This is a genomic window from Acidihalobacter sp., assembly GCF_037381185.1.
Taxonomy (GTDB): Bacteria; Pseudomonadota; Gammaproteobacteria; order DSM-5130; family Acidihalobacteraceae; genus Acidihalobacter_A.
In genome coordinates this window covers 24,496-44,110 of record NZ_JARRQY010000024.1, presented here as the reverse complement: position 1 = coordinate 44,110, position 19,615 = coordinate 24,496, and the positions used below count along the sequence as shown (strand labels likewise).

Genomic DNA, 19,615 nt, shown 5'->3' with positions numbered 1-19,615 from the left:
CGGGCCAGTCCGTCCAGGAAGCGGCGGTTCGCATCGCAGCGCCTGCGATCCTCTTCGCTGTAGCCGTCGAGCAGTACCGGCAGCGGCTTGCCCGGGGCGATGTCCATCTCCGCTCGGATACGCCGCACACCGAGAATGAAGGATTGTGCCCACTCCATTTCCTGCTCCGCCTCCGCATCGATGCGGGTCTGGTCGGCTTCGGGGTAGGGCTGCAGCAGGATTGTTTCGCCTTCTCGCGCGGCCAGGGGGGCCACCGACTGCCAGATCTCCTCGGTGATGTAGGGCATGACCGGGTGCAGCAGCCGCAGCAGCGTTTCGAGCACACGCACCAGAGTGCGCCGGGTGCCGCGCTTGCTCTCATCCGAGGCCGAGTCGTCGGTGAGCACCGTCTTGGCCAGCTCGAGATACCAGTCGCAGTAGGTGTGCCAGGTGAAGTCGTAGAGGGCGCGGGCGAGCAGGTCGAAACGGTAGCCCTGGAAATGTCCGGCGACTTCGGCTTCCACTCGCTGCAGGCGGGAGATGACCCAACGGTCGGCCAGCGAGAGGTTCACCGGCGCCTGCTCGTCGCGACCGGTGTCTTCACCCTCGGTGTTCATGAGCACGTAGCGAGCCGCGTTCCACAGCTTGTTGCAGAAGTTGCGGTAGCCTTCGATGCGCGCCAGGTCGAAGCGTACGTCGCGGCCGGTGGAGGCCAGCGCGGCGAAGGTGAAGCGCAGGGCGTCGGTGCCGAAGGCCGGGATGCCGTCCGGGAAGTCGCGTCGCGTGGCCTTCTCGATCTGCTTGGCTTTTTGCGGCTGCATCAGTCCACGCGTGCGTTTTTCCAGCAGCTCGTCGAGCGCGATACCGTCGATCAGGTCGATGGGGTCGAGCACGTTGCCCTTGGACTTGGACATCTTCTGGCCTTCGGCATCGCGCACCAGGCCGTGCACGTAGACCTCGTGGAAGGGGACGTCGTCCATGAACTTGAGGCCGAACATGATCATGCGCGCGACCCAGAAGAAGATGATGTCGAAACCGGTGACCAGCACGCTGGTCGGGTAGTAGTGCTTCACTTCGTCGGTGTTTTCCGGCCAGCCGAGCGTTGAGAACGGCCATAGCGCGGAAGAGAACCAGGTGTCGAGCACGTCCTCGTCCTGGCGCAGGGCGAGATCGGCCGCCAGGCCGTATTTCTCACGCGCGGCCTCCTCGCTGTGTGCGACGTAGATGTTGCCCGCCTCGTCGTACCATGCCGGGATGCGGTGCCCCCACCACAACTGGCGCGAGATGCACCAGTCCTCGATCTTGTTCATCCAGTCGAAGTAGGTCTTGTCCCAGTTTTCCGGGATGAAGCGGATGCGTCCGTCCTTGACCGCCTGCACTGCGGGTTTGGCCAGCGGTTCGACTTTGACGTACCACTGATCGGTCAGATAGGGCTCGATGACGGCGCCGGAACGGTCTCCCCGCGGGACCATGAGTGTGTGGTCGTCGATGCGCTCGACCAGGCCCTGGGCCTGCAGGTCCGCGACCACGCGCTTGCGTGCCTCGTAACGGTCCAGGCCGCGGTAGGCCTGTGGCGCTTCGTCGTTAATCTCTGCATCGGGGGTGAATACGTTGATCAGCGGCAGGTCGTGGCGTTGGCCGACGGCGTAGTCGTTGAAGTCGTGCGCCGGAGTGATCTTCAGACAGCCAGTACCGAATTCGGGATCGACGTACTCGTCGGCAACGATCGGAATATGCCTTCCGGTCAACGGCAGCTTGACGGTTTTGCCGACTAGTTCGACGTAGCGGGCATCGGCCGGATGCACAGCCACCGCAGCATCGCCCAGCATGGTTTCCGGGCGTGTGGTCGCGACGACGAGGTGGCCGCTACCGTCGCTCAGTGGGTAACGCAGATGCCACAGGTGCCCCTGCTCCTCTTCGGAGACAACCTCGAGGTCGGAGATGGCGGTGTGCAGCACCGGATCCCAATTCACCAGGCGCTTGCCGCGGTAGATCAGGCCTTCGTCGTGCAAGCGCACGAAAACCTCGGTGACCGCCTCGGAGAGTCCTGCGTCCATGGTGAAGCGCTCGCGGCTCCAGTCCAGGGATGCGCCCATGCGCCGCAGCTGGCGGGTAATGTTGCCGCCGGATTCATGCTTCCACTGCCATACGCGATTGAGGAATTCCTCACGGCCGAGTTCGTGGCGCGTCACCCCCTGCTGGTTCAACTGGCGCTCGACGATCATCTGCGTGGCGATGCCGGCGTGGTCCGCACCTGCCTGCCACAGCGTGTCGTCGCCACGCATGCGATGGTGCCGGATAAGCGCATCCATCAGGGTGTCCTGGAACGCGTGCCCCATGTGCAGCGTGCCGGTGACGTTGGGCGGAGGGATCATGATGCAATAGGGCTGACCCGTACCTTTGGGCGCAAAGTAGCCGCGACTCTCCCAGGTTGAGTACCAATGTTGTTCGATCGCGTGCGGGTCGTAAGTCTTGTCCATCGTGTCCGTATGTCCGGTTCGGGCTCAAAAGGATCCGATTATAGCGGCGCTCGGCGATTGTTCCGAGGGATGTGAAAGGAAAGCGGGGCGGCGGGGTAACCTGTCTGCGTGCAGACTGACCTGTTGTTCAGTGCCGTAGCCGGGCTAGAACGGCCTGGGTGACGATGTCGGTCAGTCTGCCGAATTCCTGATCGAGTGCGCCGCGGACGGCGTCACGAATGTCTTCTTCGGTCAGCGACTCATCGGCAAAGGCTTGTTGCGGGTTGGGCGCGACCGTTTCAGGCCCCGTTCCCTGCGGTGCTGTCTGCGCCGGCGCAAGGCTCGAAGAATCCTGCGTCCTAGGGTAGTGGAAATAAGTCATCAGATCCTCGATGCTGACTTCCTCTTCCACTTCGATGCCGTTGTCGGTGCTCTCCTGGACGATTTTCGATTCTATGGCAGCGCTGTCGGTTTCTTTTTCAGGCGGAGCCGGGGAGGTCTCCACCTCATCGGTTCTGGTGATCTCGTCGATGTCTGCGGGAGGGGGGGCGGCTGCTTCCGATGGGGTCTGTGCGTGCGGTGTGGTTTGTTCGTCTTCCCAGTCAAGTTCGTATTCGGGCAGCAGGATGAACGGATCTGACGGATGCTCCTGTCCGGACTCGGCTGGCGAAGAGGCGTCGATACGGATGTCCTCGTCGGGTTCCAGACGCGGTTCGATGCGCTCGCCTTCGTGCTCCGGCGGACGGCGCAGTTCTTCGTTACCCGGGAAGACCAAGTCACGCAGTGTCGGGATCTTGTCCTCGTCGGGATGCGTTTTCTTCATGCGTTGCTCTCGGCGAATTGGGGCCGGTCAGGGTGTTCAGGAGCCCAACTGGTGATGCTGCAGAGCATAGCCTCGATCGCGATAGAAGCGGTAGCGAGTGCGGCCGGCAACGCGCACATCGGGTTGTTCGTCGACGACTTCCGCGACGCGTTCGAAGCGGCTAAAGAAATGCGGCGTATCGGGCGCGAGATTGATCAGCACGTCGCCATCCGTGGCGGGTGCGTTGTCGTATCCGATGGTGATGGGGGTGGCGGATTCCGAACCGACGAGCGAGTGCGGCAGGAAGCTGGTGTCCTGAAACGTCCACAATAGACGGTCCAGCTTCTGTGCCTGTTGCGCATCGGCCGTATGGATGTGCAGTTGCTGGCCGAGGCCGAATATCTTGACGGCGAGCCGACAGACGACACGCAGGCGCGCCGTCTCGTCGGTGCTCGGCAACAGGTAGAAATCCACCCGCGTCATGATCAGGCGGCGGTTTCGGCTGCGCAGCGGGAGAGGTATTCGACCAGCAGCGGCACCGGTCGGCCGGTTGCTCCCTTCTTGTCGCCACTGACCCACGCGGTGCCGGCGATGTCGAGATGCGCCCAGTGGAACTTGCGGGTGAAGCGCGACAGGAAGCTTGCGGCGGTGATGGTGCCAGCGGCCCGCCCGCCGATATTGGCCATATCGGCGAAATTGCTCTTGAGCAGTTCGTTGTACTCGTCGAGCAGCGGCAATTCCCAGATGCGGTCGAAGCTCTCCTGCCCGGCCTGCTTGAGGGCATCGACCAGAGGCGCGTGGTTGCCCAGCACGGCGCTTACCTCGTGGCCCAGAGCGATGATGCAGGCGCCGGTAAGTGTGGCCATGTCGACCACTGAGCGCGGTTCGAAGCGCTCGACGTAGGTGAGGGCGTCACACAGCACGAGTCGGCCTTCGGCGTCGGTGTTGAGAATTTCGACAGTTTGCCCGGACAGTGTCTTGACGATGTCGCCCGGCCTGCTGGCACGCCCGTCAGGCATGTTCTCCGCCGCGGCGATGACGCCGATCACGTTGAGTGGCAACTCGAACTCAGCGCAGGCGGCCAAGGTACCGAAGACGCTTGCCGCGCCCCCCATGTCGTACTTCATTTCGTCCATCTGCGCGCCGGGTTTGAGTGAAATGCCGCCCGTGTCGAAGGTTATGCCCTTGCCGACGAGGGCGATGGGCTTGGCATTTTTGTCGCCGCCGCGATAGTGCATGACGATGAGTTTTCCGGGTTGTTCGCTGCCGCGCGAAACGGCCATGAAAGCACCCATGCCGAGTTTTTCCATAGTCGCTTCGTCGAGCACTTCGAGTTCGATGCTGTCGAAGCGTTTTTTGAGCGCTTTGGCCTGTTTTGCCAGATAACTCGGGTTGCAGACATTGCCTGGGCGGTTGGCCAGATCACGCGCGAAGGAGACGCCGTGAGCCGTAGCGCAAGCACGCTCCAGCGTACCCTTGGGCGGAGTTTCGGGCTGCCAGAGATCGAGGCGTCGGAGGGCTGATCGGTTGGTGTTCGGCTCGCTCTTGAATTCGTCGAAGGAATAAAGCGCGTACTCGGTAGCCAACACTGCCTGCGAAATCTTCCATACGGTGTCGCGCTGTTCTACCTCCAGTGCAGACAGGGTGCTCACAGCCTGCCTGGCGCCGCCGGCATTCAATGCACGGGCCGCGCTACGGCTGGCCTCGATGTAGGCGCGTTCGTCGAATGCCTTGGCGTCGCCGCAGCCGATCAGCAGCAGACGCTCGGCTTTCAGACCCGGTGGATCGTAGAGATACAGCGCTTGTCCTTTGGAGCCGTCAATATCACCGCGTTTGATCTGCTTCCCTAGCCAGCCTTCGGTCAGGGCGTCGAGCGCGGCGAAGGTAGCGTCAGTCCGCGTTTTCTGGAATACGCCGACGACGAGGCAAGGGGTTTTGATACGATCGAAAGCGGAGCTGACGGATTTGAACTGCATAGAGGAACTCCTGGCGGAAAGTGCGCGGCCCGAAGGCGCTCGCGGTTGTTGTTAAGCTTACCCGCACCATTCTATGGCAAACTTGCGCGTCCGATAAGCGAACCGTTCGTTTCAAGTGATATGCCGGAAAAATGTGCAACTGGGATGAGGTGCAAGGCATGCGTCGCGCTACGGCTGATGCATGACAACCCGATAGGCGAGGGAGCGAACGCCGTGCAGCCATTTGTTCCGGACGTCCGAAAGCCATGTGCGCGGCCCGTAAGTTTCTGTGGGGCCTCGCTGCCGACATAAAATCATGCGTATTGTCGATCGCTATCTGATCACGGAAGTCTTTATCACGCAGGTGGCTGTGGGGCTGGTCCTCGGCTTGGTCATCGTCGGCGGGACTTTCGTGCGTTTGCTGGGAATGAGCGCGGGAGGCAGCCTGCCAGTGGATCTGCTCGCGCCGCTGGTGGCGGTCGAGAGCCTCAAGGCCATGGTGCTGCTGACGCCGGTAGCTTTGTTCCTGGCCGTCATGCTCACGCTTGGCCGACTTTATCGCGACAGTGAAATGACCGCCCTGCAGGCGGCCGGCGTCGGGCAGCGCACCCTCTACCGGGGTTTGCTTCTGTTGGCGGTTCCGTTGGCGGCGCTGTTGTTGTGGCTGATGTTTTTCGTGTTTCCATGGGCCTCCGCAAAAAGCAATACGATACAGCGCGAAGGTCAGCAACGCATGAGTCTGGCGGCGGTGGAAGCCGGGCGTTTCCTGAGCCTGGTTTCGGGCCGTGCGGTGGGGTTTGTCGGTGCGCTGGGAAAAGGCGGGCGTCGTCTGGAGAATATTTTCGTGCAGGCCGGCAATGCACATACGCCAGTGGTCGTGTTGGCTAAAAGCGGTACGCAGCATACGGACGCAGCTAGCGGACAGCGAGTTTTGTCGCTCAACGACGGCGTGCGCTACGACGGCCGTGCGGGAACGGCCGATTACCGCATTTTGAAGTTCAAGCATTATCAGACGATGATCGTCATGCCGTCGGTGGGAACTGGGGCGGGGAAGCGCAATGCCCGTTCCAGCCTTGAGCTGTGGCGCGAAGGGGGCGTGGCGGATTTGGCTGAACTGCAATGGCGCCTGTCCGTGCCTCTGTCGGTGTTGATCCTCACATTCATTGCCGTGCCGTTGAGCTATGCGCGCCCTCGCCAGGGACGTTTCGGGCAGTTGGCCCTGGCAATTCTGCTCTACGTGTTTTACGCCAATCTGATTCTGATTTCCAAGTCCTGGATGGAACACGGGGATGTACCGTCCTGGCTGGGTATGTGGTGGCCACATTTGGTGTTGTTGGCATTGGGGGCGCTGATGTGGTGGTGGCGATCGCGGCAGCGTCCTCGACGTAGCATTCGACGAGCGGGTGCACAGTGAAGCGTTTGAATCGCTACCTTATGCGTACCGTCATCTCGGGTACCTTGCTTGCCTTGTTGGTGCTCGGCCTGCTCGACTGGGTATTCGGGTTTCTAGGGCAACTGGACAGCACCGCGCAGGGGGGATTGGCGCAGGCCTTCCTGTATTCCCTCTATACCGAACCCAGACGTATGTACGAGTTGTTCCCTACTGCGGTGCTGATCGGTTCCTTGCTGAGTCTGGGGACCTTGGCCGCAAACAGTGAGCTGATCGCGATGCGTGCGGCCGGCGTATCGGTTTCAGGGGTCGTGCGCGCAGCATTGCGTGCCGGTATTCTGATGATGTTTGTGGCGGTGGCGCTGGGGGAATGGGTGGCGCCGATCGGAGAACAGATGGCGCAATCGCTCAAGCTTCAGGCGCAGACCGGGTCATCGGTCGTCGCTTCGGAGCAGAACGTATGGGCGCGCGACGGCAACCGTTACATTCATATTGCGCATGTGCTGCCCGGTCAACGCCTGCGTGACGTGACTATTTACGAAGTTGGGGGCGGACACAGGTTGCAGGCGGTGATTCAAGCCAAGGCGGCGCATTATAAAGATGACCGCTGGGTGCTGGAGCAGGTTGCGATCACGCGCTTCGATGGTACGGAGGTGACGACGGAGCGTCGGTCCGAGATCGCCAGAAATCAGCTGATCGAGCCCAATCTTTTTGGTCTTCTCGATACTCGTCCGAGGGATATGAATGCCTTCGCATTGGTACGTTACATTGGCTATCTACGGGCCAATCAGCTGGACTCGGCAAGTTATGAATTGGCGTTCTGGCAGCGTTTCACGACGCCTGCTTCGGCGCTAGTGATGCTTTTGCTTGCGGTTCCGTTTGTATTCGGCTCGTTGAGATCCGGAGGGGCGGGGCAACGTCTGTTTATCGGTGTGATTATCGGTGTGGGGTTTTATTTCTTCAACAGGCTGACCAACCAGGTTGGGCTGGTTTATGGCCTGTCCCCTCTGCTGAGTGCGGCTTTTCCGCTCATGTTGTTCGCTTTTATGAGTTTGGTGGCGTTACGGCGTCTTCGCTGAAAAAGCGCTTGCATCACGGCTTCCGTCAGCTCGTCCGACCATATCCGGTTTTGACTATTCATTAGAAATTGCCCGAAAGTTTTTTGGTCAATTCGCGTCTGGATCTGGTCTGTCGGTATGCGCTTCCTGAGAGTTACAAGTATGAAGCTTCAGAGAGACTCCGTAGCGATGTTTTGGTTTGAATTATTGATACTTGCGTGAAGCTGGTGGATTCATATAATGTGCCCTAAAATAGATTAGAATAAATGTTCGATATGTAGTATTTTTGGGCGTGATCGAACGGGACAATTCATTTCAATAGTATTGTTGTGGGGTTTTTAATGAACGACGAACAAAATACGACGCAGGCTGATTCACAGGCAGAGACTTCGGTTGTGGCAGATCAGGCTGAAGTTCCCCAAAAGCGCGGTCCAGGTCGCCCGCGTAAGACCGAGGGCGCTGCTACAGCGCCGCGTCGTCGTGGCCGTCCGCCGAAATCCGCTGCCGGAACCGCAACCAAACGCCGCGGCCGTCCGCCAAAGGCAATGTCGTTGGTCATGGAATTCGAGCGGGAAATCGAGGCTCGTTTTCAAGCCAAGCTGGACAAGGCCGAAGCTCAGATCAATGAACTCAAGGCGGAACTCAAGGCGGTTCAGAAACGCGAACGCACGGCGTTGAAGCTTTTTGAACGGCAGGAAAAAGCGCTGACCAAGTTCGTTACTTCCTGGAATGCGAAAGAACTTGCCAAGGTTCAAAAAGCCGCGGAACCGAAAAAGCGCCGCGGTCGCCCGCGCAAGAGCGCCTGAATTCGGTTTTCGCGTAGATGATACGAACCGGCCCCGCTTAACGGGGCCGGTTTCGTTTTTTGGCGAACGCTACTGTGATTATTCGTTTCAGAGCAGCAGTCGACGCAGAGCGGCTTCGTAAATTTCACTCAGGGTGTCGAGGTCGGAGGCCAGGACGCGTTCGTCTATCTGATGGATGGTGGCATTGACGGGGCCGAGTTCGACCACTTGCGCGCCGGTGGGAGCGATGAACCGGCCGTCCGAGGTGCCGCCGGCAGTTGAAAGTTCGGTTTCGCGACCGGTGACTTCCCGGATGGCGTGGGCGACGGCGTCGACGAGTTCGCCGGAAGCGGTCAGGAACGGTTCGCCGGACAGTGCCCAGGAAATTTCATGCTGGAGTTCATGCGCGTCGAGCACGGCAGCGACCCGCTGGCGCAACTGCTCCGCGCTGTTCTGCGTTGAAAAGCGAAAATTGAAATCGACCGTCAATTCGCTGGGGATGACGTTGCCGGCTCCCGTGCCGGCACTGATGTTTGAAATCTGGAAGGTCGTCGGCGGAAAAAACTCGTTGCCGTTGTCCCAGACGGTTTCGACGAGTTCGGCTAGGGCCGGCAGCGCCAGATGAATGGGGTTGCGTGCCAGATGCGGATAAGCGACGTGCCCCTGTCTTCCTTGTATCAGGAGTTTTCCTGAAAGCGAACCGCGGCGGCCGTTCTTGACGATGTCGCCGACTCTTTCGGTGCTCGACGGTTCACCGACCAGACACCAATCGATTTTTTCGCCGCGTGCCTCCAGCGTTTCCACGACCCGCCGCGTGCCGTCGATTGCGGGGCCTTCCTCGTCGCTGGTGATGAGCAGGGCGATGGAGCCCTTGTGGTTGGGATTGCCGGCTACGAAGCGTTCACAGGCTGTCACGAAGGCCGCTATGCTGCCCTTCATATCGGCCGCACCACGGCCGTACAGCATGCCATCGTCCGCGAGCCGGGGGGTGAACGGTGGGCTAGTCCAGCGCTCTTGCGGCCCGCTCGGGACCACGTCGGTGTGCCCGGCGAACACGAACAATGGATGTGCATCGCCGCGCCGGATCCAGCTGTTGGTGACCTGGCCGAAGAGCAGCTCTTCGGTTTCGAAACCGAGTTGGCCGAGACGCCGGCTGAGCAGGGGCTGACATCCCGAGTCATCGGGGGTAACCGAGGCCAGTTCGATCAGGCGGCGGGTCAGTTCGAGAGTTTCGCTCATGGGAAGCGGTGGCCGGTCATGGATTCAGCCGCCCAGCAAGGCGGCGTAGCGTGCGGTATCGAAGCCAATCAGGCGCTGCGATCCCAGGTCCAGCACGGGGCGTTTGATCAGCGACGGCTGCTCGTGCATGAGTTCGACGGCACTCGCCTGATCGACGTTTTCCCTGCGCTCTTCAGGCAGTTTGCGCCAGGTCGTGCCGCGGCGATTGAGCAGTATCTCCCAGCCGAGTTCGTCGGCCCAGGCCTGCAGACGCTGGAGGTCCAGGCCGTCGGTACGGAAGTCGTGGAAGCGATACTCCACGTCGTGTTCCTCCAACCAGCGGCGGGCCTTGCGCACGGTGTCGCAGTTCTTGATACCGTAAAGTACGGGTGTCATAGGGTATATGAATCGATCGGGACGATGGTCTTGCCGATGGGGAACAGCGATAGCTGGGCAAGCTTGATGTGCTGCACGCCGAAAGGGATGCCGATGATGGTGACGAAGCAGCCCAGCGCCGCGATGAGGTGGCCGAGTCCCAGCCACAGGCCGGCCAGCACGAACCAGATGACATTGCCCAACGTGCCCAATACACCGCTGCCCAGATCGGTGCGGCCGAACAGCTCGCGCCGTTCGGCAACGCGATAGCCGAACGGCCACAGTGTGAAGCGCCCGATGACGAAGGCTGAGCGGGCCCAGGGTATGCCGATGATGGTGAGGATCATCACGATGGCTGCCAGCCACCAGGCGAGCGCCATCAGCAGCCCGCCGAACACGAGCCAGAGCAGGTTGCCGATGAGTCGCAGGACGTCGCGCATGGCTGCGGGGCCTTAAATGGAGCGCAGCAGTTCGTTGATGCCGACCTTGGCGCGGGTTTTTTCGTCCACGCGCTTGACGATCACGGCGCAGTACAGGCTGTACTTGCCGTCGTCTGAGGGCAGGTTCCCGGGGACGACCACGGCTCCGGCCGGAACGCGGCCATAGAGGATCTCGCCGCTTTCGCGATCGTAGATCTTGGTGCTCTGACCGATGTAGACGCCCATGGAGATGACGGCGCCTTCTTCGATGATGGCGCCCTCGACGATTTCCGAGCGGGCGCCGATGAAGCAATTGTCCTCGATGATGGTCGGAGTGGCCTGCAGCGGTTCGAGTACGCCTCCGATGCCAACGCCGCCGGACAGGTGTACGTTCTTGCCGATCTGGGCACAGGAGCCGACCGTGGCCCAGGTGTCGACCATGGTGCCGGAATCGACGTAGGCGCCGATGTTGACGTAGGAGGGCATGAGCACCACGTTGGAGGCGATGTAGGCGCCGCGGCGGGCCGTCGCCGGGGGGACGATGCGTGCGCCGCCAGTACGGAATTCACGCGAATTGTAGTCGGCGTACTTGGACGGAACCTTGTCGTAGTAGTTGGTGAAGCCGCCCTTGATGAATTCGTTGTCCCAGATCCGGAACGACAGCAGTACGGCCTTTTTCAACCACTCGTTGACGACCCACTCGCCATCGAGCTTTTCGGCGACTCGCGCGGCGCCGGAGTCGAGACGCTCGATGGCCTCTAGGATGGCATCCTTGACATGGGTTTCGACGGAGCGCGGGCTGATGTCGGCGCGGCGTTCGAAGGCTTCTTCGATAATCGGTTGGATGTCGCTCATTGGAGACTCCGGGCTGGCTGTTTACTGATTAGATGGTTAAAGAGATTCGGTATGGCGGCGAATGCGCCGCGCACCCTCGATACATTCATCGAGCGGTGCGACTAGGGCGATGCGTACGTGGTCGATGCCGGGGTCGGCGTCAGCGCTGTCTCGGGATAGATAGCGCCCAGGCAGCACCACGACGTTCTCGCGCTCGTATAGTCCGCGGGCGAAATCGGTATCGGCGACAGGGGTTTTCGGCCACAGGTAAAATCCGCCTTGTGGGGCGCCGACATCGAACACCGGTCCTAGGATCTCGAGCACCGCATGAAACTTGGCGCGATACGCGTCGCGGTTGAGGCGCACGTGCTCGTCGTCGTCCCAGGCGAGGGCGCTTGCAGCCTGGGTCGGCGGCGGCATGGAGCAGCCATGATAGGTGCGGTAGCGCAGGAAGCGCCTCAACAACTCGGCGTCGCCGGCAACGAAACCGGAGCGCAACCCTGGAGCGTTCGAGCGTTTGGACAGGCTGTGGAATACGACGCAGCGTTCAAAACCGACGTTGCCAATGCGCTCGCAGGCGCCCAGCAGGCCCGGTGGTGGGTTCTGTTCGTCAAGATAGATATCGCTGTAGCATTCGTCGGAGGCGATGACGAAGTCGTACCGTTCGGCCAGTTCGACGAGCTTCTGCAGCCAACTTTCCGGGGCGACGGCGCCGCAGGGATTGCCCGGCGTGCACAAGTAGAACAACTGGCAGCGCTTCCATGCATCCGTGGGGACTGAGTCGAGGTCAGGCAAGAAGCCTGTGTCCGGGGTGCAGTTGAGATACATCGGCTCTGCGCCCGCTAATAGCGCTGCACCCTCGTAAATCTGATAGAACGGGTTGGGCATCAGCACCAGCGCATTGTCGGTGCGTTCGATCACGGTTTGCGCGAACGCGAACAGCGCTTCGCGTGTGCCGTTGACCGGAAGCACCTGGCGGTCGGCGTCCACGCGTCCTCGAGGCAGTTCGAAGCGACGCGACAGCCAGCCTGCAATCGCTTCGCGCAGCTTGGCTTCGCCGCGCGTGGTCGGGTAGTTCGCCAAGCTGTGCAGATGTTCCAGCACCGCTTCACGTATGAAACCGGGGGTCGGGTGTTTAGGCTCGCCGATCGAGAAGGCGATCGGCTGCCGATCGGCGGCGGGCTCGGTGCCGGCGAACAGGGTGGCCAGTCGTTCGAAGGGGTAGGGTTGCAGGCGCTCGAGATCGGGGTTCATCGGGTCGGGCTGGCGTCGGTGGCCGGTCAGTATAGCGTGATGCTGCTGGGTGTGGGCAGCGTCCTTCAGCCGGCGGAGGCAGAGGCCGGGATGTTTTCGTCCAGCGCCTGCATGATGGCACGGTGTACCTCCGCCTGGCGTTGTGCGTCGGTGAGCGGTTGGCCGCTGTCCTCGGTCACGTAGAAAATGTCGTCGGCCTGTTCGCCGATGGTCGTGATTTTTGCGTTGTGCAGGCGCAGGTGACTGTCCGCAAGCGCCTGACCGACGGCGGACAGCAGGCCGGGACGGTCACCGGTGGTCAATTGAATGGCGCTCCAGTGCTGGGATTCGTTATGGCTGAAGTTGATGCGTGTCGGTACCTGGAAATGACGCAGACGCTGTGGCAGACGGCGTTTTATCCGGGGCAGGGGGGTGTCGAGATTGTCCAGTGAGGCCTTCAGGCTATCCTCGATTTCGTCCAGGCGGAAACCGTCCTGCAGTGCCTCGCCGTTGTCCTCGAGCACCATGAAGGTATCCAGCACCATGCCGTGGCGGGCCGATGTGATGCGGGCGTCGACGATGTCCAGGCCAAGTCTGTCGAGGGTATTGGTGACGTGGGCGAACAACTGCGGAGAGTCTTCGGTGAAGACGAAGATTTCGCTGCCGCCTCGCTCGGTATGCGGCCGGATGCGCACCACCGGTCCGCTATCGACGCCGTGCTGGAGGATGGCCTTGGTGTGCCAGGCGACTTCGTCAGCGGAGTGGCGCAGGAAATAGTCCTCACTCAGCTCTTCCCATAGCTGCACGGTGTCTCGTTGCGGCAGGCGTTGCGCGCGAATCAGTTTGAGCGCCTCGGTTTGCACCTGGGCGGTCAGTTCGTGCCCGCTCTGCGAGGTTTCGATGCCCTGCTGTAGCACGCGTGCGGTGGCTTCGTAGAGTTCGGAGAGTAAGGACTGGCGCCAGGAATTCCACAGCGTGGGGTTGGTGGCGCGGATGTCGGCGATGGTCAGCAGGTACAAATGCTCCAGATACTGCTGCGTGCCGACTAGGCGTGCGAATTCGCGCACGATTTCCAAGTCGCTGATGTCCTTGCGCTGCGCGGTCATGGACATCAGCAGGTGATTGCGAACCAGCCAACTGACCAGCGAGACGCTGGCCTCGGGTAGTCCATGCAGGCGGCAGAAATCCTCGGCGTCCTGGGCTCCCAATTCGGAGTGGTCGCCGCCGCGTCCCTTGGCGATATCGTGAAACAGGGCGGCCAGATAGAGTGCTTCGGGCGCGGCGATTTCGCCGAAGATCCGGCTGCACTCGGGTAGCTCCTCGCGCAGTTCCGGAACGCTGAAGCGGCGCACGTTGCGCAGCACCATGAGGGTGTGTTCGTCCACGGTATAGACGTGGAACAGGTCATACTGCATGCGCCCGACGATCAGGGCGAAGGCGGGCAGGTAGGCGGCCAGAATGCCGTAGCGATTCATGCGCCGGAGCTGTTCGGTAACGCCGTGAGGCTGCTGCAGGATCTGCATGAAAAGGTTGCGGCACAGAAGGTCGTGGCGGAAGTCGTCGTCGATGAGGTGCCGGTGCTGGCGCAGCAGGCGGATGGTGCTGGCGCGCACGCCTTCGATCTCGGGATGTTGGGCGCTGAGCAGGAACAGCTCCAGCAGGGCCGGTGGGTATTCCTTGAATACATCAGCGTGGCGCGCCTCGATGAAGCCCCGGCGTACCTGGAAACGACTGTTAAGGGGGGCGGGTTCGGCGACGGCGTCCGTGTAGAGGATGGCTTCCTTGTAATGCTGCAGCAGCATTTCGTTGAGTCGTTCGAGACGCATGACCGCGCGGTAGTACGTCTGCATGAACTGTTCGACGGCGAGGTTGGAGCTTTCGTCGTGGTAACCGAACAGGTTGGCGAGGGCGCGCTGCTGGTCGAACAGCAGGCGTTCCTCGCTGCGGCCGGTCAGGGAATGAAGGGCGAAGCGCACGCGCCAGAGATAGGACTGGCCTTCCTTGAGTTCGCCGTATTCGTCGTGGGTGAGAAAACCATGATGCACGAGTTCGCTCATGCGCCGGGCGTGCAGATGACGCTTGCTGACCCAGCCGATCATCTGGATGTCGCGCAAGCCCCCCGGGCTGTCCTTGACGTTGGGTTCGAGGCTATAGGCTGTGTCGCCGAACTTGTGGTGGCGCTTGGCCTGCTCCTCAAGCTTGGCGGCGAAGAACTGCCGGCTGGGCCAGATGCGCTCGGGCCCGGTACGGGTCTGGAGTTCGGTGTAGGTGTCGGCGCTGCCGGCAAGCAGGCGGGCTTCCATCAGATTGGTGACGATGGTAATGTCCTGCGCCGCCTCGGCCTCACATTCGGACAGCGTGCGCACGCTGTGGCCCACGTGCAGACCCATGTCCCACAGTTGTCGAATGAACTCGGCGACCTGTTCGCCTTGTGCTTCGTTCGGTGTTTCCGCCGCGAGCAGAAGCAGGTCGATATCCGAACCGGGCAGGAGTTCGCCGCGTCCATATCCGCCGACTGCGACCAGCGCCAGATCAGCGTTGTCGTGCAGCGTGGCATCGCGCCAGCAGGTACGCAACAGCCGGTCGAGAATGGCGGCTAGGCCATGTACGAGGTCGTCGGCGAGTACGCCGGCCATGAATGCCTCGTCGAGCGCTGTCCTGGCGGTGCCTAAAAGTGCGCGCCTGGCAGAGAGTTTATCGTCGGCATGCTCCAGGCGTCCGAGTTCTCCCTCGAGATCAAAGTGGGGTTCCAGAGTCGGAGGCCAATCGATGTGCTCGATGTCGGCGCGGTCCGTCATCAGGCGGCGCCCTGAGCGAGCGCTTGGCGTTCGTCCTTGCGCAAGGTCAGTATCTCGTGGCCGGTTTCCGTGACCAGTACCGTGTGTTCCCACTGCGCCGACAGGCTGTGATCCTTGGTTACCACCGTCCACTCGTCAGGCAACACGCGCACGGGTGCCCGGCCCGCGTTGACCATGGGTTCGATGGTGAAGGTCATGCCGGCCTTGAGTTCGAGGCCGGTGTTGGGCCTGCCGTAGTGCAGCACCTGGGGGTCCTCGTGGAAGCCCAGACCGATGCCGTGGCCGCAGTATTCGCGCACGACGCTGGCATGCTGGGCCTCGACATAGGTTTGGATCGCGTGGCCGATGTCGCCCAGACGCATGCCGGGGGCAACCATGCGCAGGCCGATCCACAGGGCCTCATGCGCTATGTCGCAGACGCGACGTGCGATCACGCTCGGCTTGCCGACCATGAACATCATGCTGGTGTCGCCGTGGTAGCCGTCCTTGATGACGGTGATGTCGATGTTGATGATGTCGCCGCTCTTGAGTCGGCGCTCGCTGGGAATGCCGTGGCAGACCTGATGGTTGACCGAGGTGCAGATGGATTTGGGGAAGCCGTGGTAGTTGAGCGGGGCCGGGATGGCTTCCTGTTCATTGACGATGTAGTCGTAGCACAGCCGGTCGAGTTCCTCGGTGGTTACTCCGGGCTGGACGTGCGGCGTGATCATCTCCAGTACCTCGGCCGCCAGGCGGCCGGCTACGCGCATCTTCTCGATCTCTTCGGCAGTCTTGATTGTTACGCTCATAAATCCTGCATTCGCCGGGGTGCATGACACCCGTGCAGCGGTTGGTTGGGTAAGCTGTTTATGGTATAAAGCGCCGGCCTCGCGCGCAATTGCGCCTTGGCTCGGGGTGCCGGACGCTACAAGGCGATCCGCCGCTTCGATTGAACACACTATTTATGAGTGAACGACACACATGCGCCGTCACGTCTGGCGGGGTGCTCCGGTCAATGATCGCACGGTTTCGGTATGCAGTTCGATGCTGTAGAGCCGAGCGGGTCATCTAAGGGGTTGTCAGACGGGGCGTATGGAGGTCCCAACCCGTACAAGGAGACAGCCAAATGGCTAACGTAACCATGCGCCAGATGCTTGAAGCCGGCGTGCACTTCGGGCATCAGACCCGTTATTGGAACCCCAAGATGGCCGAGTACATCTTCGGGGAGCGTAACCGCATCCACATCGTCAATCTTGAAAAGACGCTGCCGCTTTTCAATGACGCCATGAATTTCCTCGGCAAGCTGGCGTCCAAGAACAGCAAGATCATGTTTGTCGGCACCAAGCGCTCCGCCCGCGACACCGTGCGCGAAGAGGCCGAGCGTTGCGGCATGCCCTATGTCAACCAACGCTGGCTGGGCGGCATGCTGACCAACTTCAAGACCGTGCGCCAGTCGATCCAACGCCTCAAGGATCTGGAAACGCAGGAGAAGGAAGGCAGCTTCGAGCGCGTCAGCAAGAAAGAGGCCCTAATGCTGCGCCGCGAAATGGACAAGCTCGAGAAGAGCCTGGGCGGCATCAAGGATATGAACGGCCTGCCCGACGCGCTGTTTGTCGTCGATGTCGGTTACGAGCGTATCGCGGTCAACGAAGCCGCCAAGCTCGGCATTCCGATCATCGGCGTGGTCGATACCAATAATTCGTTGGACAAGATCGACTATGTCATTCCGGGTAACGACGATGCCATGCGTGCGATCCAGTTGTACGTGACGGCCGCAGCCGACGCGATCAACGAGGGGCGTTTGGCCGCGCGAGCATCGGGCGGTGCTACGGACGAATTCGTCGAGGTCTCCGAGCCCGCCGCGGAACAGGCGACCGCATCCTGATCCCATTGGCTGCCGGGCGTGTTGACGTCCGGCGGCATTTTTGAATTCAGTATTTTGGAGGTTGTAGGGCGATGCAGATCACGGCAAGTCAGGTTAAGGAACTCCGTGAACGCACCGGTGCCGGCATGATGGAGTGCAAGAAGGCACTTACCGAGGCCGGTGGTGACATGGAGGCTGCTATCGAGGCGATGCGCAAGTCCGGCGCAGCGAAGGCGGTGAAGAAGGCCGGCCGCATTGCAGCCGAGGGGCAGGTGGTTGTCGCGATGTCCGACGATGCCCGTGCCGCGGTATTGCTGGAAGTCAATTGCGAGACCGATTTTGTCGGTAAGGACGAGAGTTTCGAGCAGTTCTCGGCCTCGGTTGCCGCGCGAGCGCTGGCTGAAGCGCCTGCCGATCTCGGAGCGCTGATGGAACTCGATCTTGATGGCAAGTCGGTCGAAACGGCGCGTCAGGAATTGATTTCCAAGGTGGGCGAGAACGTTCAGGTGCGTCGTTTCGTGCGTCTGGAGAGCGAAGGCGAGCGCCTCGGCTCGTACAGCCACGGCGTGCGTATCGGCGTGCTGGTGGACCTCGAAGGCGGCGACGCCGAACTTGCGCGCGACCTGTGCATGCACATTGCGGCCAGCCGGCCTATTTGCGTCGACGAGGATCAGGTGCCGCAGGAAAACATCGACAAGGAGCGCGAAATCTTTTCCGCCCAGGCTGCCGAGAGCGGCAAACCCCCGCAGATTGTCGAGAAAATGGTCGAGGGCCGGATCAAGAAGTTCCTAGGTGAAATCACTTTGCTCGGCCAACCTTTCGTGAAGCAGCCCGACCTTAGCGTCGCGCAGTTGCTGAAGGAAAAGGGCGCGACCGTCAAACGTTTCGTGCGCTTCGAGGTCGGCGAAGGTATCGAGAAGAAGTCCGAGAACTTTGCCGACGAGGTCATGGCTCAGGTCAACGCATCCTGACCCTGATCACGGAGAAGGCCGCTTGCGGCCTTCTCCCGTTTAATACCGCCCGTTCGAAAACTCCTGAAGGACGCCGCTTGATGACACCCTCCGAAACCGCCAGACCCGCTTACCGCAGAGTCCTGCTCAAGCTGAGTGGGGAGGTGTTGATGGGCAGTGGCGATTTCGGCATAGAGCCGGCGATGATCGGGCGCCTGGCGGCGGAGGCTGCCGAAGTGTCGCGCATGGGTGTGCAATTGGCCATAGTGATCGGCGGCGGAAATCTGTTCCGTGGCGCGGGCTTGGCCGAAGCGGGTATGGACAGGGTTACCGGCGATCAGGTCGGTATGCTGGCGACGGTGATGAACGCGTTGGCTATGCAGGATGCCATCGAACGTCAAGGCGCCTACTGTCGTGTCATGTCCGCGCTCAAGATCAACCAGATCTGCGAGGACTACATTCTCAGACGCGCCGTGCGCCATTTGGAAAAAGGCCGTCTGGTGGTCTTCGCCGCCGGAACGGGTAACCCCTTCTTTACCACGGACACGGCAGCCAGTCTTCGCGCCAGCGAAGTCAACGCCGACCTGATGCTCAAGGGCACAAAGGTCGACGGCGTCTACGACTCCGATCCGATGCGAAATCCCGATGCCAAACGCTACGAGCGGTTGACCTACGACGATGCGCTCACCAACAAGCTGGGTGTGATGGATGCCACGGCGTTGGTGTTGTGCCGCGACAACAACATTCCGCTGCGCGTGTTCGACGTGTATCAGCCCGGCCATCTGAAGCGCATCATCATGGGTGAGCCGATTGGCACTCTTGTAGAGCGAGACTGACACATGATTGACGACATTCATCAGGATGCGCATACGCGCATGCGCAAGAGCCTGGAAGCGCTCAAAACCGAGTTTTCCAAGGTTCGTACCGGCCGCGCCACGCCGAGCCTGCTCGACCACATCACGGTCGACTACTACGGCAGTCCCACGCCGTTGAATCAGGTTGCCAAGGTCGGGGTGGAGGATTCGCGGACCTTGAGCATCACTCCCTGGGAAAAGACCATGGTCGCGCCGATCGAGAAGGCCATCATGACCTCCGATCTCGGGCTCAATCCGGCCAGTGCCGGGACGGTCATTCGCGTACCGATGCCGCCTTTGACCGAGGAGCGCCGCAAGGATCTGGTACGCGTGGTACGCCACGAGGCGGAAGGCAGCCGGGTGGCAGTTCGCAACATCCGCCGGGACGCCAACAACGACCTCAAGTCTCTGGTGAAGGAAAAGGAGATTTCGGAGGACGATGAACGGCGAGCGCAGGACGCGGTGCAGAAACTGACCGATCAGTACATTGCGGAAATCGATGCAACGCTGGCGCACAAGGAACAAGAGCTGATGGAGATCTGACGCGCGCAGTGCGTCAGTTTCGATGCCGGTGGCGGAAGCGGGGTGCGAATATGCCTGGATGCACGACCAATTCCGCGCGGCACTTCTTTTCTCCCGCGGCGTGCCGCTGCGTCGCGCAAC

Annotated in this window: 18 protein-coding genes; 7 read left to right on the top strand and 11 right to left on the bottom strand. The window is 61.2% G+C overall.

Going from position 1 to position 19,615, the window contains the following annotated elements; genetic code table 11:
- The 4 genes from P8014_RS09745 to P8014_RS09730 form a co-directional block, all read right to left on the bottom strand.
- On the bottom strand, nucleotides 1-2,459 hold a 2,459-nt coding region (locus tag P8014_RS09745; RefSeq protein WP_337817124.1), incomplete at its 3' end, for a valine--tRNA ligase.
- Between the two features lie 127 nt (nucleotides 2,460-2,586).
- A complete protein-coding gene (locus tag P8014_RS09740) occupies nucleotides 2,587-3,261 on the bottom strand; it encodes a hypothetical protein (protein ID WP_337817123.1) in 675 nt (224 codons plus the stop codon).
- A 36-nt stretch (nucleotides 3,262-3,297) separates the two neighbouring features.
- Nucleotides 3,298-3,723, bottom strand: coding sequence for a DNA polymerase III subunit chi (locus P8014_RS09735; protein ID WP_337817122.1), 426 nt, complete (start codon nucleotides 3,721-3,723; stop codon nucleotides 3,298-3,300).
- Nucleotides 3,724-3,725: 2 nt separating this feature from the next.
- Entirely contained in the window at nucleotides 3,726-5,216 is a 1,491-nt protein-coding gene (locus tag P8014_RS09730; protein WP_337817121.1) for a leucyl aminopeptidase, read from the bottom strand.
- Nucleotides 5,217-5,511: 295 nt separating this feature from the next.
- On the opposite strand from P8014_RS09730, the gene lptF reads away from it, so the two are divergent.
- The 3 genes from lptF (at nucleotide 5,512) to P8014_RS09715 (ending at nucleotide 8,449) form a co-directional block, all read left to right on the top strand.
- Nucleotides 5,512-6,609 (top strand): LPS export ABC transporter permease LptF, encoded by a 1,098-nt coding sequence (lptF, locus tag P8014_RS09725; protein WP_337817120.1) that lies wholly within the window; start codon nucleotides 5,512-5,514, stop codon nucleotides 6,607-6,609.
- Nucleotides 6,606-7,664 carry an LPS export ABC transporter permease LptG gene (gene lptG, locus P8014_RS09720; RefSeq protein ID WP_337817119.1) on the top strand — a complete coding sequence of 353 codons (1,059 nt, stop codon included), beginning with the start codon at nucleotides 6,606-6,608 and terminating at the stop codon, nucleotides 7,662-7,664. The genes lptF and lptG overlap by 4 nt, the downstream gene beginning before the upstream one ends.
- Before the next feature lie 320 nt (nucleotides 7,665-7,984).
- Nucleotides 7,985-8,449: a hypothetical protein gene (locus P8014_RS09715; protein WP_337817118.1), complete on the top strand. Its 465-nt coding sequence runs from the start codon at nucleotides 7,985-7,987 to the stop codon at nucleotides 8,447-8,449.
- An 87-nt stretch (nucleotides 8,450-8,536) separates the two neighbouring features.
- Here the strand turns inward: P8014_RS09715 and dapE are convergent, their stop codons facing one another.
- The 7 genes from dapE to map all read right to left on the bottom strand — a co-directional run bounded on the left by dapE (nucleotide 8,537) and on the right by map (nucleotide 16,093).
- Complete coding sequence (gene dapE / locus P8014_RS09710; protein WP_337817117.1) at nucleotides 8,537-9,667, bottom strand: succinyl-diaminopimelate desuccinylase; 1,131 nt, start codon at nucleotides 9,665-9,667, stop codon at nucleotides 8,537-8,539.
- Between the two features lie 24 nt (nucleotides 9,668-9,691).
- Nucleotides 9,692-10,042, bottom strand: a complete 351-nt coding sequence (locus P8014_RS09705; RefSeq protein WP_337817116.1) for an ArsC family reductase — start codon at nucleotides 10,040-10,042, stop codon at nucleotides 9,692-9,694.
- Nucleotides 10,039-10,461, bottom strand: coding sequence for a YccF domain-containing protein (locus tag P8014_RS09700; RefSeq protein WP_337817115.1), 423 nt, complete (start codon nucleotides 10,459-10,461; stop codon nucleotides 10,039-10,041). Before P8014_RS09700 ends, P8014_RS09705 begins: the two co-directional genes overlap by 4 nt.
- Before the next feature lie 12 nt (nucleotides 10,462-10,473).
- Nucleotides 10,474-11,295, bottom strand: coding sequence for a 2,3,4,5-tetrahydropyridine-2,6-dicarboxylate N-succinyltransferase (gene dapD / locus P8014_RS09695; RefSeq protein WP_337817114.1), 822 nt, complete (start codon nucleotides 11,293-11,295; stop codon nucleotides 10,474-10,476).
- Nucleotides 11,296-11,331: 36 nt separating this feature from the next.
- On the bottom strand, nucleotides 11,332-12,528 hold the full coding sequence (gene dapC / locus P8014_RS09690; RefSeq protein ID WP_337817113.1) for a succinyldiaminopimelate transaminase: 1,197 nt from the start codon (nucleotides 12,526-12,528) through the stop codon (nucleotides 11,332-11,334).
- Between the two features lie 65 nt (nucleotides 12,529-12,593).
- The gene (glnD, locus tag P8014_RS09685) at nucleotides 12,594-15,305 is read right to left on the bottom strand and encodes a [protein-PII] uridylyltransferase (RefSeq protein WP_337817112.1); all 2,712 of its coding nucleotides are present in this window, start codon (nucleotides 15,303-15,305) and stop codon (nucleotides 12,594-12,596) included.
- On the bottom strand, nucleotides 15,305-16,093 hold the full coding sequence (map, locus tag P8014_RS09680; protein WP_337817111.1) for a type I methionyl aminopeptidase: 789 nt from the start codon (nucleotides 16,091-16,093) through the stop codon (nucleotides 15,305-15,307). Before map ends, glnD begins: the two co-directional genes overlap by 1 nt.
- Before the next feature lie 317 nt (nucleotides 16,094-16,410).
- Here map and rpsB point away from each other — a divergent pair, with 317 nt between their 5' ends.
- From rpsB to frr, 4 genes are all read left to right on the top strand, one after another.
- The gene (gene rpsB / locus P8014_RS09675; protein WP_337817110.1) at nucleotides 16,411-17,169 is read left to right on the top strand and encodes a 30S ribosomal protein S2; all 759 of its coding nucleotides are present in this window, start codon (nucleotides 16,411-16,413) and stop codon (nucleotides 17,167-17,169) included.
- Between the two features lie 71 nt (nucleotides 17,170-17,240).
- Nucleotides 17,241-18,119, top strand: a complete 879-nt coding sequence (gene tsf / locus P8014_RS09670) for a translation elongation factor Ts (RefSeq protein WP_337817109.1) — start codon at nucleotides 17,241-17,243, stop codon at nucleotides 18,117-18,119.
- An 80-nt stretch (nucleotides 18,120-18,199) separates the two neighbouring features.
- Nucleotides 18,200-18,934, top strand: coding sequence for a UMP kinase (gene pyrH, locus P8014_RS09665; protein ID WP_337817108.1), 735 nt, complete (start codon nucleotides 18,200-18,202; stop codon nucleotides 18,932-18,934).
- A gap of 3 nt (nucleotides 18,935-18,937) precedes the next feature.
- Nucleotides 18,938-19,495, top strand: a complete 558-nt coding sequence (gene frr / locus P8014_RS09660; RefSeq protein WP_337817107.1) for a ribosome recycling factor — start codon at nucleotides 18,938-18,940, stop codon at nucleotides 19,493-19,495.
- The last annotated feature ends 120 nt before the right edge of the window (nucleotides 19,496-19,615 follow it).